Genomic DNA, 14,735 nt, shown 5'->3' with positions numbered 1-14,735 from the left:
AAAATTTAACTGCTTAAAAATTAAGAATGTATCTTGTTTTTTTGAGCAAATATGATAAAATAATAATTCGTCATTTCGATGTAAAATCTATATTTTTATTCCTTTACTTTGTTGCATTAATCTATAAATGAAATAGTTATGGCAATTAAGAAACAATTTATAAAAACAAAACCAGTTTGTAAAGTTACTTTTTCACTAGAAGCAAAAGAAGCAAATACAGCTGCTGTTGTTGGTGATTTCAATAATTGGAATCCATCAGAAGGAGAATTATCTAAGTTAAAAAACGGAACGTTCAAAGCGGCGTTCGATTTACCAAAAGATAATTCATTTGAATTTAGATACATCGTTGATGGTTCTTATGTAAACGAACCAGAGGCAGATAGCTATCGTTGGAATGAATTCGCAAATGCTGAAAACAGCGTTTTAGAAGTATAGGTTTAGTTTGTTTGTTTGTTTAAAAATCCGTTTGGCAATTTTGTTAAGCGGATTTTTTTTATCTACTAAAATCTAATTTAATAGGAATGCTGAAAGAACATCTTACTTTTCTGCCTTTTTGGAGTGCAGGTTTCCATCCTTCGTAATTTGTTAAAATCCTGATTGCTTCATTGTCTAATTCAGTTCCAAGGCTTCTAGTAATTTTTGGCTCAACTATTTTGCCTTCTTTATCTACAACAAAAGTCACAATTATTTTGCCTTGTATTTTGTTTTTATAAGCACTATTTGGTGCTGTAAAATTATTACCTATGTATTTATAAAAGTGTTCCATTCCTTTAATTGGCTCTGTCCTCACTTCAAGACTTGTATATTCATTTTTAGTACCATCAGACTCAATGCTAACTCCAGAAACTAATTCACCATCAGTATAAGTTTCTTCATAACTGAATGTGTTTTTTAATGAATTTCCAGTCCATTTTCCATCCTTAAAACCGTTTTTATAATTTCCTTTTTCAGTTAAATAATCATCTTTAGATTCTATAAAGCCATTACCATTGTCAACTGTTTTTTCTCCTTTTTCATTCCAGTAATTAATCATTTTTTGATGTTTTGCTGAGCCCCAAGAGACATCAAAATAGGAACTTTCTTCTTTTGGATTTCCATTTTCATACCATGTAAAAAAAGTACCTACAGGTTTTCCGTTATCATAAGTAATTAAAATTCGCTTATTTCCGTTCTTGTAATAGGTGATGGATTCGCCATTAAGTTTTTGTGCTTCGGCATCGGAGTAAGTGTAACTTTGAATTAAATGGTTTTCTTTGTCAAATGTTTGTAAAGTATACTTCTCTTGCTCCAAATTTTCTTTTTTGAACACTTCATATTTGAAAAAATTTTCTTTGGTAGCTGGTTTTCCTAAGGAATCAAGATATTTAATTGCAGACATTTCTTGTCCAAAAGCCATTTTTGAAAAAAGCAGGAAGAAAAGAATAATTTTTTTCATATGTTTAAATTTTATTTTTTAGAGTTAACATATGGTATCGCCTTTTTAATCATTGGTGTTTGTTTGCAACAAACTTGTTGTTAGTGGCGATTTCATAATATAAATTTATACAGCAACAATTCCTTTAATATGTGGATGTGGGTCATAACCTTCTAAAGTGAAATCTTCAAATGTAAAATCAAATATGTTTTTGATATTCGGATTTAAAATCATTTTCGGAAGAGGTTTTGGTTCGCGAGACAATTGCAATTCCACTTGTTCAAAATGATTGTTGTATATGTGTGCATCTCCAAAAGTGTGAATGAATTCGCCAACTTGTAAATCACAAACTTGTGCTATCATCATGGTAAATAATGCATAAGATGCTATATTAAAAGGAACACCAAGAAATATATCGGCACTTCTTTGATATAATTGACAAGATAATTTTCCGTCAGCAACATAAAACTGAAAGAAAGCGTGACATGGAGGTAAAGCCGCTTTTCCATTGGCAACATTTTCAGAAAATGATTTGGATGTATCAGGTAAAACCGATGGATTCCAAGCCGAAACTAACATTCTTCTGCTGTTTGGATTGGTTTTTAAAGTATCGATTAATTCGGTGATTTGATCAATTTCTTCGCTATTCCAATTGCGCCATTGGTGACCATAAACTGGACCTAAATCGCCGTTTTCATCAGCCCATTCGTCCCAAATTTTTACGCCATTTTCTTTTAAATAGCCAATGTTGGTATCACCTTTCAAAAACCAAAGTAATTCGTAAACTATCGATTTTAGATGCAACTTTTTAGTGGTAACCATCGGAAAACCTTCAGCTAAATCAAAACGCATTTGATAACCAAAAACACTTTTGGTTCCTGTTCCTGTGCGGTCGCCTTTTTGAGTTCCGTTTTCTAAAACGTGTTTTACTAAATCGTGGTATTGTTTCACTTTGAAAAAAGGTTTAAAAGTTTATGTGTTTAAAAGTTTATGAGTTAAGATTCGCGTTTAGAAATTTCATCTCTTATTCTTGCTGCTTTTTCGTAATCTTCGTCTTGAACAGCGCTTTCTAAAAGTTCGTGAAGTTCAGATAAACTTAGTTTAGCATAAGAATTTTCAGTATTTGAATCGCTTTCAATTCCGAAAGTTTCTGGAGTTGAAAGTGCTCCTTCATCTTCTGTGTTTTCGGTTTCAGATGGATTTGCATTTAAATAAATTCCGGCTTTATCAAGAATGTTTTTATAGGTAAAAATCGGTGCAGAAAAACGCAATGCTAATGCAATAGCGTCAGAAGTTCTAGCATCAATAATCTCTTCAATTTTGTCTCTTTCACAAATGATACTTGAATAGAACACACCATCAACTAGTTTATGAATGATGACTTGTTTAACTACTATATCAAATCGGTCTGCAAAACTTTTAAATAAATCGTGCGTTAATGGTCTTGGTGGTTTGATTTCCTTTTCTAAAGCTATTGCGATGGATTGTGCTTCAAAAGCTCCAATAACGATTGGTAGTTTTCTTTCTCCATCAACTTCGTTTAAAATCAAGGCATAAGCTCCATTTTGGGTTTGACTGTACGAAATTCCTTTTATGGTAAGTTTTACTAAACTCATTTTTATATTTTATCAAATTTGGAAAACAATAATACTTTGTATTTCTATTGATTGCAAAGTAACAAAAAACTTTCTCTTTTTTAAACAAAAAAAATAAGCTACCTAAAAATAATTTCAGATAGCTTATCACGTTTGAGTTAGTTTTATTTTTTATTCCAATTGGAATTTGGAATTTCTTTTTTTGGAATTTTACTAGCTATTATTTGCTTTAAATTCTTTTAATTTTTGAGTCAATCTTGGAACAATATCTAAAGCATCACCAACAATTCCGTAATCAGCTACTTTAAAAAATGGCGCTTCAGCATCAGTGTTGATAACCACTTTTACTTTAGAAGAGTTGATTCCAGCGATATGTTGAATTGCACCAGAAATTCCTACTGCAATATATAAATTACTTGCAACTGGCTTTCCTGTTTGACCAACGTGCTCACTGTGAGGTCGCCATCCAATATCAGATACTGGTTTAGAACATGCAGTTGCAGCTCCAAGAACAGAAGCTAATTCTTCAATCATTCCCCAATTTTCTGGACCTTTCATTCCGCGTCCACCAGAAACAACGATGTCAGCGTCTGCGATAGTTACTTTTCCTGTAGTTTTTTCTACAGATTCAATTTTCACTGAAAAATCAGCATCGTTTAATGTTGGTGCAAAATCTTCTTCAGATAAAGAGGAAGCAGTTTCAACTAAACCAAAAGAGTTTTTGCTAATTGAAAGTACTTTTACATCTGTTGAAATTTCAGTGATATTGAATGCTTTATTTGAAAAAGCGGTTCTTTTTACTTGAAATGGTGAAGTTGATAGTGGTAATCCAACAACATTTGAAGCAAAACCTGCTTCTAATCCAACAGATACAAGAGGAGCAAGGTATAAACTGTCTGTTGTTGAAGAAAGTACAATTACTTTTGCGCCTTCTTTTTGTGCAGCTTGTTTTACTACATCTGCGTAAGCTTTTGCGTTAAAGTTAGCCAACTTATCGTTAGTTACTTTTAAAACTTTATCTACGCCATATTTAGATAACTCAGAAACATTTCCTGCGTTAACTGTTACAGCGGTTACTGTTGTGCCAAGTGATTCGGCAACTTTTTTTGCATAAGACGCTAATTCGAAAGCTACTTTCTTGAATTTTCCGTCTGCTGATTCTGCATATATTAATATTGACATAATAATTTAGGATTAAGGATTTTTTTATTAAGGATTTTGAGAGTTAGGAGTTTAGATTAAGGATTTTAAATCCCAATTCCAGAATCCTAATTCTTAAATAACTTTTGCTTCGTTGTGTAATGCGCTAACTAATCCGTCTAAATCGTCAGCTGAAAATAATTTTACTGCCGATTTTGCTGCTGGTTTTTCAAATTTCACAGCTTTAGTGTTATTGTCAGCTGCTACTGGCTCAAGTACAGTTAAAACTTTAGTTCTTGCTGTCATAATTCCTCTCATATTTGGAATACGTATGTCTTTTTCTTCAACCAAGCCTTTTTGTCCACCTACAATTAATGGTAACGATGCAGAAACGATTTCTTTTCCACCATCAATTTCTCTTCCTACTTTTGCAGAAGTTCCATCAACAGTCATTTCAACAGCTGAATTTACAAAGTTGTAACCTAGTAATCCTGCTAGCATACCTGGAACCATTCCACCATTATAATCTAAGGATTCTTTTCCGCAGATTACTAAATCATATCCACCAGATTTTACAACTTCTGCTAATTGTTTTGCAACGAAGAAACCATCAGTTGGAGTTGCGTTTACACGAATAGCTTCGTTCGCTCCAATAGCTAATGCTTTTCTTAAAGTTGGTTCTGTATCTGGTCCGCCAACATTTACAACTGTTACGTTAGCTGCTTGTTGTTCTTGAAACCAAATGGCTCTAGTTAATCCGAATTCATCATTTGGATTGATAACATACTGAACTCCGTTGGTATCAAATTCAGAATCGCCATTCACGAAGTTGATTTTTGAGGTAGTATCAGGCACATGGCTGATGCAAACTAATATTTTCATTATATATTTTTTAAAAAGTTTTTTCTGAGCGTAAAAGTATAAAATATATTTCGAATATTTGTATGCGTGCATACTATTTTTTTAAAAAAAGTCAGTATTATATCGATTTCGCTACTATTACTTGAAACCAAAACAGAAGATTTAACTTTTGTTGAATTGAAATTTCGAAGAATTCAGATGGAGTTGAAATGAAGTAGTTTTCTATTTAAGTAATTTTAGATGGTATTTTTGCTCTAAAATATTAAAAAACATGATTATTATTTGAAATTACTTTATTGTCGGCATGGAATGTAATTCCGCGAGATTGGAGTTTCGCGCGGCAGCTGTGGTTACTTTGCCTTTTTTGGCTTTTCAATAACATAAACACCTTTAGTAACCCTAAACTGATTAGTAATAATGCGAGTACCTGGCTTTCCACCCACCAATTTACCGCCGTTTACTATACTCACTTTATCAGTTATGATACCATCAATGTAATTTTGTCCCAATTTATCAAATTTAACATATAACAAAGGAATTACTTTGCTGTTATCTGCATAAGCGGTATCTTTTATAATTGTCTTTAAATAGGTTTCATCATAATTTATGTTTTTTGTTTTTAAAAAATAGTACTCAATATATCGATATTTTTTTACATCATCAAGAGTTGTAGTGATAGTATCTAAATGATTCTTATACTTAATTTCACCATCATAACCCTCATTGATGTAGACTGTATCCGGGAAAACAAGTTTTATATTTGAGTTGTCCCTTTCTATTTTTATTTCTTGTTTTATTTTCTCTTTACAAGAAAATAATAAAAAAGAAATTAGTAGCAATATTAATATATTCTTCATAGCTATTAATTTTTTATAGTAGTCTGTCTTCTTTTGAAGTTTTCAGCTCAGACATTTGCACAGCTTTTCATAGGAAATCTTTGCGCAGTTGTGATAGTTTATATTAATTTCTAACTATTTCATCTTTAATTTATTCTTCCAGTAATTAGATATAGCATCAGTATTATTATTGTCCAAAATTTTTAATTTATTGCCAACATATTTACATTTTAAATTATTGTATATTAGGATCACACTTTGAATATCACCTTTGTCATCTTGTATATTTTCAATAGTAAAATTATCTTTATTAGGTTCTAATATTTTTGTTAGCAATATATGGCTGATTATTATTTTGTCCTCCTCTTGCAAATTTTCAAATAAATAGTTTAGTTTTCTATTATTATTTATATTTAAAATATAATTGGCTTTTTCATCTATCGAATATTTTGCAATGTAATTAAAAGTAATTCTAATAGATTCATTATCTATGGCATACACTAAATTTTTAATATCTCCTTCATTTGTCTTCTGTACTTTACAAGAACAAAAACTTAAAATTAAAATAATTATAATTTTTTTCATTTTGTATTGTTTTTATCATAAAATGCGCAGCTGGCTTTGAAAAAAAAGCACTACTAAAATTGAAATATTACCATAAATGATAATTACCATAATTTTGATTTAGTAATAGTAATAAAATATTTATGAAGATTAAATAGGGTAAGAACAAATTTGTTTTTTTAAAAAGAATTGGTAAAAAAATTAGCATGAATATGAATAATATATGATAAAGATATCCTTTATCTTTAAAAAAGGTACCAATTATTTTATCAGATGTAATAGAAATAAATATCCAAAGTTGAAAAACATAAATACCAAAAAAAATAAAGTACGTAAACCAAAATTTAAATTTTTTCATAGCAAACTTATTATCTTACTTCAGCCTATATTTTTAATTTGTTGTCATGGATTTGCAATCCGTGCCCAAATTCCAAATCAAAACAAATCTAATAAATTAATCACTTAATTAAAGTTTTCTTTTTTGATTCCGATAGCGCGGATTTTCAATCCGTGCACAAATTTTATATCAAAACAAATCTAATAAATTAATCACTTAATTAAAGTTTTCTTTTTTGATTTCTTTAGACTAATAATTTTCTGAGTAATTGTTTTAAAACTTATTGAGGTTATTAAAATAATGTATTACATCGTTTTCGTTAAAAACAAAATATAAAATATGACTAAAAAAATAATAGTATCATTTTTAATTTTTACTTTTGCTATCCAAAATAGATTTTAAGAAAAAATATATATGAGAACGATACAATTTAGAGAAGCGATTGCCGAAGCGATGAGTGAAGAAATGCGTCGCGATGAAGCCGTATATTTAATGGGTGAAGAAGTTGCCGAATACAATGGTGCTTACAAAGCATCAAAAGGAATGCTTGACGAATTCGGTCCAAAAAGAGTAATTGATACTCCAATTGCCGAGTTAGGTTTTGCAGGAATTGCAGTTGGTTCAGCTATGAACGGTTGTCGTCCAATTGTAGAATACATGACCTTCAACTTTTCATTAGTTGGAATTGACCAAATTATAAATAACGCTGCTAAAATGCGTCAAATGTCGGCTGGACAGTTTCCAATGCCAATGGTTTTTCGTGGACCAACAGCTTCTGCTGGACAATTAGGAGCAACGCATTCACAAGCTTTTGAAAATTGGTTTGCTAATACGCCTGGTTTAAAAGTAGTAGTTCCATCTACAGTTTATGATGCTAAAGGTTTGTTGAAAGCTGCAATCCGTGATAATGATCCTGTTATTTTCATGGAATCAGAACAAATGTACGGAGATAAAGGTGAAGTGCCAGATGGAGAATACATTATTCCATTAGGAGTTGCCGATATTAAAAGAGAAGGAACTGATGTAACTATCGTTTCTTTTGGTAAAATCATCAAAGAAGCTTTCATTGCTGCTGACGAATTAGCTAAAGAAGGTATTTCTTGTGAAATTATCGACTTAAGAACGGTTCGCCCAATGGACTATGATGCGATTATCAATTCTGTTAAGAAAACAAATCGTTTAGTAGTTCTTGAAGAAGCTTGGCCTTTTGCAAGTGTGGCTTCAGAAATAACTTATATGGTTCAAGATAAAGCATTCGATTTCCTTGATGCCCCAGTTCAAAGAATCACAACTGCTGACACTCCAGCGCCTTATTCACCAACTTTATTGAAAGAATGGTTGCCAAATGCTCAAGATGTTGTTAAAGCAGTAAAAAAAGTAATGTACAAATAATATATTCTATTATATTTGAAGCTTCATCGGAGAAATCTTGATGAAGCTTTTTTTTTACCAAAAATTCGCAAATCGTATTATGCTTAAAAAAATATCTTTTTCTATAGTTCTTTTTCTTCTTTTTTCTTCTTTTGTTTTTTCTCAAACAAAAGTAAGTGGAGTTGTTGTTGATAAGAAAAACCAACCAGTTTCCTATGCAAATATCGTGTTTAAAGGTTCTAACGAAGGAACTGTTAGTGATGAAAACGGTAAGTTTTATTTAGAATCAACTAAAAATTATACAACATTAGTAGTGGCTTTCGTTGGTTTTACTACTAAAGATGTAGATTTAGAAAAGCTGGTAACTTACAATATGAAAGTGGTTTTGAATGAAGAAGAAATGTTGCAAGAAGTTGTTATTTATAAAGGAAAAACATCAAAGAAAAACAATCCAGCATTAGATATTCTGAGAAAAATCTGGGAAAGAAAAAGGAAAAATGGCTTACGTATGTTTGATCAATATCAATACGAAAAATACGAGAAAGTTGAATTTGATTTGAATACCATAGATAGTGCTTTTATGAAGCAAAAAATCTTCAAAGGAATGGAGTTTGTTTTCAATAAAGTAGATACTTCTAAAGTCACAGGGAAAACCTATTTGCCTATTTTCATCAATGAATCTATGTATGATGTTTATGGTGACAATAAATTAAAGAAGGAAAAATCAATTATCAAAGCCAACAAAAACTCAGGTTTAGGAAATGGAGATGGTGTAAACACTTTCATTAAAGACCTTTACAACGATTACAATATCTATAATAATCACTTAACTTTTTTTGATAAAAGCTTTACAAGTCCATTATCAACAACTGGGATAGATGTTTATAATTATGTATTAAGAGACAGCTCCTTTATTGATAATAAATGGTGTTACAACATTGTGTTTTATCCAAGAAGAAAAAATGAATTAACTTTTAAAGGAGATTTTTGGGTTAATGATTCTACTTATGCTATCAAAACCATCAATATGGCAGTTTCTAAAAGTGCTAATATTAACTGGGTAAAAGATATTTATATTGAGCAAGAATTTGAAGTAGTAAGTGATTCTGTTTTTCTCCTTACAAGAGATTACATGATGTCAGATTTTGCAATCAACAAAAAAGAAGAATCTAAAGGTGTTTATGGAAAACGAACAACTTTAGTGAGAAATCATAAATTTAACGAAGTAAAACCTGATAAGTTTTATAAAGAAGAAGTCAATTTTATTGATAATGCAGTTTACACCAAGTCAGATGAATATTGGGAAGAAAACCGATTTGAGAAACTAAATAAAGATGAAATTGGAGTTTACAAAATGCTTGACACCTTAAAAACGGTTAAAAAATTCAAACAAATGTATAATCTTGTAACCATTTTAGGAAGCGGATATATACAAAAAGGAAATATAGATTTCGGACCTATTTTTTCAACATTCGGATTTAATGTTGTAGAAGGAATTCGTGTTCGTGTTGGTGGAAGAACCTATTTCGGACCAAACGATAAATGGCGTTTCCAGGGTTATACTGCTTACGGATTTGATGATAATAAATTCAAATATGGTTTGTCAGGAAAATGGATGGTGGATTCTAAAAGACGAATTATTGTTGAGGCCGGAAATAGAAGAGATGTAGAGCAAATTGGAGCCAGTTTAACAACAACAAATGATGTTTTAGGAAGAAGTTTTGCATCTTCTGCTTTATTTGCTTCTGGGAATAATGGAAAATTAACTAATATCAATCTTACCATGGCTTCTGTTGAAATAGAGCCTATAAAAAATTTAATTTTTAAAACAGGATTTTCTTATCGTACCTTAGAATCAGCCTCACCAACATTTAGTTTAGATTATTATTCTGATGATACTTATACAACAACTAAAAGTGAAGTAAAACAATCTGAGGTTAATCTTCAAGTAGAATATACTCCTGGACGAAAAACAGTAGGTTACGGAGTAGAACGTCTTAGTGTAGATAGTCCGTATAGTCGCTTTTTTGTAAATTACAGTCAAGGATTTAAAGGATTAATAGATAGTGATTTTGATTATAGTAAACTACAATTATATTATAAACAACCAATAACAATAGGACCATTAGGAAGAACAAACTTAACTATGGAACTAGGTAAAACTTTCGGACAAGTGCCACTTGGATTGATGAGTGTAATTCCCGGAAATCAAACTTATTTCATTATTGGCAACACCTTTAATAATTTAAATTTTTACGAGTTTGTTTCCGACGAATATGCTACTTTACAATGGGATCATAATTTTCAAGGAAGATTACTATCTAGAATTCCATTGATGCGAAAACTTAATTGGAGAGAAATTATTGGAGTAAGAGGAGTTTATGGTTCTATTTCAAATGAAAATCAATTAATTAATGCCTCAGGATTAGTATATAAAGCACCAAAGCAACCTTATTGGGAATACAGTGTAGGAATCGGAAACATATTTAAAGTTTTCCGAATTGATGCTAGCTGGAGAGGAAATTACAGAGATATTCCGGGAACAAATAATTTTACAATTAAAGGAGAATTTGGTTTCTATTTTTAATTCAATCTAGTTTCTTTAATTATGGAGCAAGTTGTTGAATTTCTGACTTCTAAAGATGAAACTTTAAAATTTATTCTTGATACTTACGGTCATCCAATTATTCAAAAGCGCCAAGAAGGATTTGCTTCCATGTGTCACATTATAATTAGAGCAACAAGTTTCAATAGAATCTGCCAAAGCATGTTATGTTAAATTAGAAAAATATTTCAAGAAAATCACACCAGAAAATATCTATTATTCTTCAGATTATGAATTAAAATCATGCGGTTTGTCACGACAAAAAATAGTTTATCTCAAAGATTTAGCATCCAAAGTACTTTCCAACGAAATTAATTTCGATAGCTTTTCATCCAAAACAGAAACCCAAATCCGACAAGAATTAATCAAAGTCAAAGGAGTCGGCAATTGGAGTATTGAAGTTTATTTAATGTTTTGTCTTCAGTCACCAGATGTTGTACCGCTTGGCGACATTGCAATTAAAAACACATTAATAGAGTTATACAATTGTCAATCACTAGAAGAAATGGAACAAGTTTCTAATGAATGGAAACCATACAGAACCTTTGCATCCTTTGTTTTATGGCATTACTATTTGGTTAAAAGGAACAAAATTAAATTGTAAATTTACTATACATTTCTTTTGCTTTTTTCTTTTATTACTTACCTTTGCGACCCTTTAAAAAAAGAAAGTAAAATGACTGCAGATAAATTGAAAACATTCGATGTTTTAATCGAAATTCCAAGAGGAAGTAGAAATAAATATGAATATGATTTTGCTATAAAAAGAATGCGTTTTGATAGAATGTTATTTTCATCAATGATGTATCCAGCAGATTATGGATTTATTCCTCAAACATTAGCATTAGACGGCGATCCGTTAGATGTATTAGTTTTAATAAACGAACCAACTTTTCCAGGTTGTGTAATCGAAGTAAAACCTATAGGAGTTTTCCATATGGCTGATGATAAAGGCCCAGATGAAAAAATAATTTGTGTTCCTGTTTCTGATCCAATATGGAATACTTTAGAAAATTTATCTGATATCAATCCACACTTATTAAAGGAAATTGAGCATTTCTTTCAAGTTTATAAAGATTTAGAAAACAAGCAAGTAGATGTAGAAGGTTGGGGTGATGTTAAAGAAGCCTACAGAATCATTAGAGAATGTGTAGATCGTTTTGAAGCAATCCCTGATAGACCAAAAGGATTATTCAGTATAAAAAGTTAATAACATTATTAATAAAAGACAATTTAGATAAATTTAAATTGTCTTTTTTTTTATATGTTTGTTAACATTAATAAATAGTAACAAACATTAACAACCTATCTAATTAGTTTATTATGAATGAATTTATGATTTATGTGCCAATAGTCATGGCATTAATAGGATTAGCTTTTATGGCAATCAAAAGATCTTGGGTATTAAAACAAGACGCTGGAGATGGAAAAATGAAAGAAATTTCAGATTACATCTACGAAGGTGCCTTAGCTTTCCTTAAAGCGGAATACAGATTATTAGCTTTCTTCGTAGTTGGAGCAAGTATTGTGTTAGCTGGAATTTCTTTTATAGTTCCAACAACACATATATTAATCGTAGTTGCATTTATTTTTGGAGCTTTCTTTTCTGCTTTAGCAGGAAACATGGGAATGAAAATTGCTACAAAAACTAACGTAAGAACTACACAAGCAGCTCGTACTAGTTTACCACAAGCATTAAAAGTTTCTTTTGGTGGTGGAACAGTTATGGGATTAGGAGTTGCTGGTTTAGCAGTTCTTGGTTTAACAGGTTTCTTTATTATATTATTCCAATATTTCATGAAAGGTGTTTGGACTTCTACAGAAGACATGACTATCGTTCTTGAAACTCTAGCTGGTTTCTCTCTTGGAGCAGAATCTATCGCTTTGTTTGCTCGTGTTGGTGGTGGTATTTATACAAAAGCTGCCGATGTTGGTGCTGACTTAGTAGGTAAAGTAGAAGCTGGTATTCCAGAAGATGATCCAAGAAATCCTGCTACAATTGCAGATAACGTTGGAGATAACGTAGGTGACGTTGCTGGTATGGGTGCCGATTTATTTGGTTCTTATGTTGCAACAGTTCTTGCTGCAATGGTTTTAGGTAACTATGTAATTAAAGATATGGGTGGTAAAATCGAAGACGCTTTTGGCGGAATCGGACCAATTTTATTACCAATGGCTATCGCTGGTTTCGGAATCTTATTCTCAATCATCGGTACTATGTTAGTGAAAATATCAAGTGATGATGCTAAAGAAAAACAAGTTCAAGGTGCTTTAAACGTTGGAAACTGGGTTTCTATTGCTTTAACAGCTGTATCATGTTTTGCTTTGGTAAAATATATGTTACCTGAAGTTATGCAAATGGAATTCTATGGTGAAGGATTAAAAGAAATTTCTTCAATGAGAGTTTTCTATGCAACAATTGTAGGTTTAGTAGTTGGTGGAGTTATCTCTTCTGTAACTGAATATTACACAGGTTTAGGTACAAAACCAGTTTTGGCAATTGTACAAAAATCTTCTACTGGAGCAGGAACTAACGTAATTGCTGGTTTAGCTACTGGTATGATTTCTACTTTCCCAACAGTATTATTATTTGCTGGTGCTATTTGGGCTTCTTATGCTTTCGCTGGTTTTTACGGTGTAGCTCTTGCAGCTTCTGCAATGATGGCTACAACTGCAATGCAATTAGCAATTGACGCTTTCGGACCAATTTCTGATAACGCTGGTGGAATCGCTGAAATGAGTGAATTACCAAAAGAAGTTCGTACAAGAACAGATATTTTAGATTCAGTTGGTAACACAACTGCTGCAACAGGAAAAGGTTTCGCAATCGCTTCTGCTGCATTAACATCGTTAGCTTTATTTGCTGCTTATGTAACTTTTACTGGAATTGATGGTATCAACATCTTCAAAGCTCCAGTATTAGCAATGTTATTTGTTGGAGGTATGATTCCTGTAGTTTTCTCTGCTTTAGCAATGAATTCTGTTGGTAAAGCTGCAATGGACATGGTATATGAAGTACGTCGTCAGTTCAAAGAAATTCCAGGAATTATGGAAGGAACTGGAAAACCTGAATATGGTAAATGCGTTGAAATTTCTACAAAAGCTGCATTACGTGAAATGATGTTGCCAGGAATCTTAACTATCGGTTTCCCAATTGCAATTGTACTTTTAGGTAAATTAGTTTACGGAGATAACAACCAATTAATCGCTGAAATGTTAGGTGGTTATATGGCTGGAGTAACAGTTTCAGGTGTACTTTGGGCTGTGTTCCAAAACAATGCTGGTGGTGCTTGGGATAATGCTAAAAAATCTTTCGAAGCTGGTGTTGAAATCAATGGTGAAATGACTTACAAAGGTTCTGATGCTCACAAAGCTGCTGTAACTGGAGATACTGTTGGAGATCCATTCAAAGATACTTCTGGTCCATCGATGAACATCTTAATCAAATTAACTTGTTTAATTGGTTTAGTAATAGCTCCAATTTTAGGTGGGCATACAGTAGGTGCAGCAACTGATAAAGCATCATGTTGTGCTGCTACTGAACAATGTGCTTCAATGAGCAAAGAAGAGTGTGAAGAAAAAGGATGTACAAACGCTTCATGCGAAGTTAAAGGTGCAGCTGCTGGAAAATGTGATATGAGCAAATGTGCTACAATGACCAAAGAAGAATGTGCAGCAATGTGTGACGAAAATGGTTGTTCTGCAGAAGACAAAGCTAAATGTATGGCTATGTACGATGAAAATGGTAAATTTAAAGGTGAAGTAAAAGAAAATATTTCAGTTAAAGTTATCATGGAAAAAGTAAGTAATGATAAAGTTAAAGCTACTGTCACTAAAACAAACAATGGTAAAGTAACTGAAGAAATTATCGAAGGAACTGAAGCTGAAGTAAAAGCTAAAGTTGATGCTTTAAAATAATAGAATAAAATGTTTTATATAAAATGCCTCACGAAAGTGGGGCATTTTTTTTGACTTTTTTTATGTAAATTTAGCCATTGATAAATTCAAAATT

The 14,735-nt window shown here is 31.6% G+C and carries 14 protein-coding genes; 7 read left to right on the top strand and 7 right to left on the bottom strand.

Going from position 1 to position 14,735, the window contains the following annotated elements:
• The first annotated feature begins 138 nt into the window (after positions 1-138).
• Complete coding sequence (locus ABD766_RS03155) at positions 139-435, top strand: isoamylase early set domain-containing protein (protein ID WP_298302934.1); 297 nt, start codon at positions 139-141, stop codon at positions 433-435.
• A gap of 58 nt (positions 436-493) precedes the next feature.
• Here ABD766_RS03155 and ABD766_RS03150 read toward each other — a convergent pair whose 3' ends face one another.
• The 7 genes from ABD766_RS03150 to ABD766_RS03120 all read right to left on the bottom strand — a co-directional run bounded on the left by ABD766_RS03150 (position 494) and on the right by ABD766_RS03120 (position 6,431).
• Positions 494-1,435 carry a TonB family protein gene (locus ABD766_RS03150; RefSeq protein WP_344815329.1) on the bottom strand — a complete coding sequence of 314 codons (942 nt, stop codon included), beginning with the start codon at positions 1,433-1,435 and terminating at the stop codon, positions 494-496.
• Between the two features lie 105 nt (positions 1,436-1,540).
• On the bottom strand, positions 1,541-2,365 hold the full coding sequence (locus tag ABD766_RS03145) for a thymidylate synthase (RefSeq protein ID WP_344815328.1): 825 nt from the start codon (positions 2,363-2,365) through the stop codon (positions 1,541-1,543).
• 44 nt (positions 2,366-2,409) lie between these two features.
• Positions 2,410-3,030 (bottom strand): bifunctional nuclease family protein, encoded by a 621-nt coding sequence (locus ABD766_RS03140; RefSeq protein ID WP_298302924.1) that lies wholly within the window; start codon positions 3,028-3,030, stop codon positions 2,410-2,412.
• A 192-nt stretch (positions 3,031-3,222) separates the two neighbouring features.
• Complete coding sequence (locus ABD766_RS03135) at positions 3,223-4,191, bottom strand: electron transfer flavoprotein subunit alpha/FixB family protein (RefSeq protein WP_344815327.1); 969 nt, start codon at positions 4,189-4,191, stop codon at positions 3,223-3,225.
• A gap of 93 nt (positions 4,192-4,284) precedes the next feature.
• Positions 4,285-5,031 carry an electron transfer flavoprotein subunit beta/FixA family protein gene (locus tag ABD766_RS03130; RefSeq protein WP_344815326.1) on the bottom strand — a complete coding sequence of 249 codons (747 nt, stop codon included), beginning with the start codon at positions 5,029-5,031 and terminating at the stop codon, positions 4,285-4,287.
• A gap of 329 nt (positions 5,032-5,360) precedes the next feature.
• Complete coding sequence (locus ABD766_RS03125) at positions 5,361-5,867, bottom strand: hypothetical protein (protein ID WP_344815325.1); 507 nt, start codon at positions 5,865-5,867, stop codon at positions 5,361-5,363.
• 114 nt (positions 5,868-5,981) lie between these two features.
• Positions 5,982-6,431 carry a hypothetical protein gene (locus ABD766_RS03120; protein WP_344815324.1) on the bottom strand — a complete coding sequence of 150 codons (450 nt, stop codon included), beginning with the start codon at positions 6,429-6,431 and terminating at the stop codon, positions 5,982-5,984.
• Between the two features lie 730 nt (positions 6,432-7,161).
• Here ABD766_RS03120 and ABD766_RS03115 point away from each other — a divergent pair.
• The 6 genes from ABD766_RS03115 (at position 7,162) to ABD766_RS03090 (ending at position 14,641) form a co-directional block, all read left to right on the top strand.
• Complete coding sequence (locus ABD766_RS03115) at positions 7,162-8,139, top strand: pyruvate dehydrogenase complex E1 component subunit beta (protein ID WP_298303726.1); 978 nt, start codon at positions 7,162-7,164, stop codon at positions 8,137-8,139.
• A 79-nt stretch (positions 8,140-8,218) separates the two neighbouring features.
• On the top strand, positions 8,219-10,705 hold the full coding sequence (locus ABD766_RS03110) for a DUF5686 and carboxypeptidase-like regulatory domain-containing protein (RefSeq protein WP_344815323.1): 2,487 nt from the start codon (positions 8,219-8,221) through the stop codon (positions 10,703-10,705).
• A gap of 21 nt (positions 10,706-10,726) precedes the next feature.
• Positions 10,727-10,897 carry a hypothetical protein gene (locus tag ABD766_RS03105; protein ID WP_344815322.1) on the top strand — a complete coding sequence of 57 codons (171 nt, stop codon included), beginning with the start codon at positions 10,727-10,729 and terminating at the stop codon, positions 10,895-10,897.
• Positions 10,869-11,327, top strand: coding sequence for a DNA-3-methyladenine glycosylase family protein (locus tag ABD766_RS03100; RefSeq protein ID WP_344815396.1), 459 nt, complete (start codon positions 10,869-10,871; stop codon positions 11,325-11,327). The genes ABD766_RS03105 and ABD766_RS03100 overlap by 29 nt, the downstream gene beginning before the upstream one ends.
• Positions 11,328-11,399: 72 nt before the next feature.
• Positions 11,400-11,933 carry an inorganic diphosphatase gene (locus ABD766_RS03095; RefSeq protein ID WP_298303720.1) on the top strand — a complete coding sequence of 178 codons (534 nt, stop codon included), beginning with the start codon at positions 11,400-11,402 and terminating at the stop codon, positions 11,931-11,933.
• A gap of 113 nt (positions 11,934-12,046) precedes the next feature.
• Positions 12,047-14,641 carry a sodium-translocating pyrophosphatase gene (locus tag ABD766_RS03090; protein ID WP_344815321.1) on the top strand — a complete coding sequence of 865 codons (2,595 nt, stop codon included), beginning with the start codon at positions 12,047-12,049 and terminating at the stop codon, positions 14,639-14,641.
• Positions 14,642-14,735 lie beyond the last annotated feature (94 nt).

The organism is Flavobacterium cheonanense, assembly GCF_039539185.1.
Lineage (GTDB): Bacteria > Bacteroidota > Bacteroidia > Flavobacteriales > Flavobacteriaceae > Flavobacterium > Flavobacterium cheonanense.
The sequence above is the reverse complement of the archived record's forward strand: the minus strand, read 5'-3'. Positions and strand labels throughout refer to the sequence as shown.

Bases quoted from the DNA above. Each gene is read 5' to 3' on its own strand.
- ABD766_RS03105 (WP_344815322.1), top strand. From the start codon at position 10,727: ATGGAGCAAGTTGTTGAATTTCTGACTTCTAAAGATGAAACTTTAAAA.
- ABD766_RS03090 (WP_344815321.1), top strand. From the start codon at position 12,047: ATGAATGAATTTATGATTTATGTGCCAATAGTCATGGCATTAATAGGA.
- ABD766_RS03155 (WP_298302934.1), top strand. From the start codon at position 139: ATGGCAATTAAGAAACAATTTATAAAAACAAAACCAGTTTGTAAAGTT.
- ABD766_RS03130 (WP_344815326.1), bottom strand. From the start codon at position 5,031: ATGAAAATATTAGTTTGCATCAGCCATGTGCCTGATACTACCTCAAAA.
- ABD766_RS03095 (WP_298303720.1), top strand. From the start codon at position 11,400: ATGACTGCAGATAAATTGAAAACATTCGATGTTTTAATCGAAATTCCA.
- ABD766_RS03110 (WP_344815323.1), top strand. From the start codon at position 8,219: ATGCTTAAAAAAATATCTTTTTCTATAGTTCTTTTTCTTCTTTTTTCT.
- ABD766_RS03140 (WP_298302924.1), bottom strand. From the start codon at position 3,030: ATGAGTTTAGTAAAACTTACCATAAAAGGAATTTCGTACAGTCAAACC.
- ABD766_RS03135 (WP_344815327.1), bottom strand. From the start codon at position 4,191: ATGTCAATATTAATATATGCAGAATCAGCAGACGGAAAATTCAAGAAA.
- ABD766_RS03125 (WP_344815325.1), bottom strand. From the start codon at position 5,867: ATGAAGAATATATTAATATTGCTACTAATTTCTTTTTTATTATTTTCT.
- ABD766_RS03150 (WP_344815329.1), bottom strand. From the start codon at position 1,435: ATGAAAAAAATTATTCTTTTCTTCCTGCTTTTTTCAAAAATGGCTTTT.
- ABD766_RS03120 (WP_344815324.1), bottom strand. From the start codon at position 6,431: ATGAAAAAAATTATAATTATTTTAATTTTAAGTTTTTGTTCTTGTAAA.
- ABD766_RS03115 (WP_298303726.1), top strand. From the start codon at position 7,162: ATGAGAACGATACAATTTAGAGAAGCGATTGCCGAAGCGATGAGTGAA.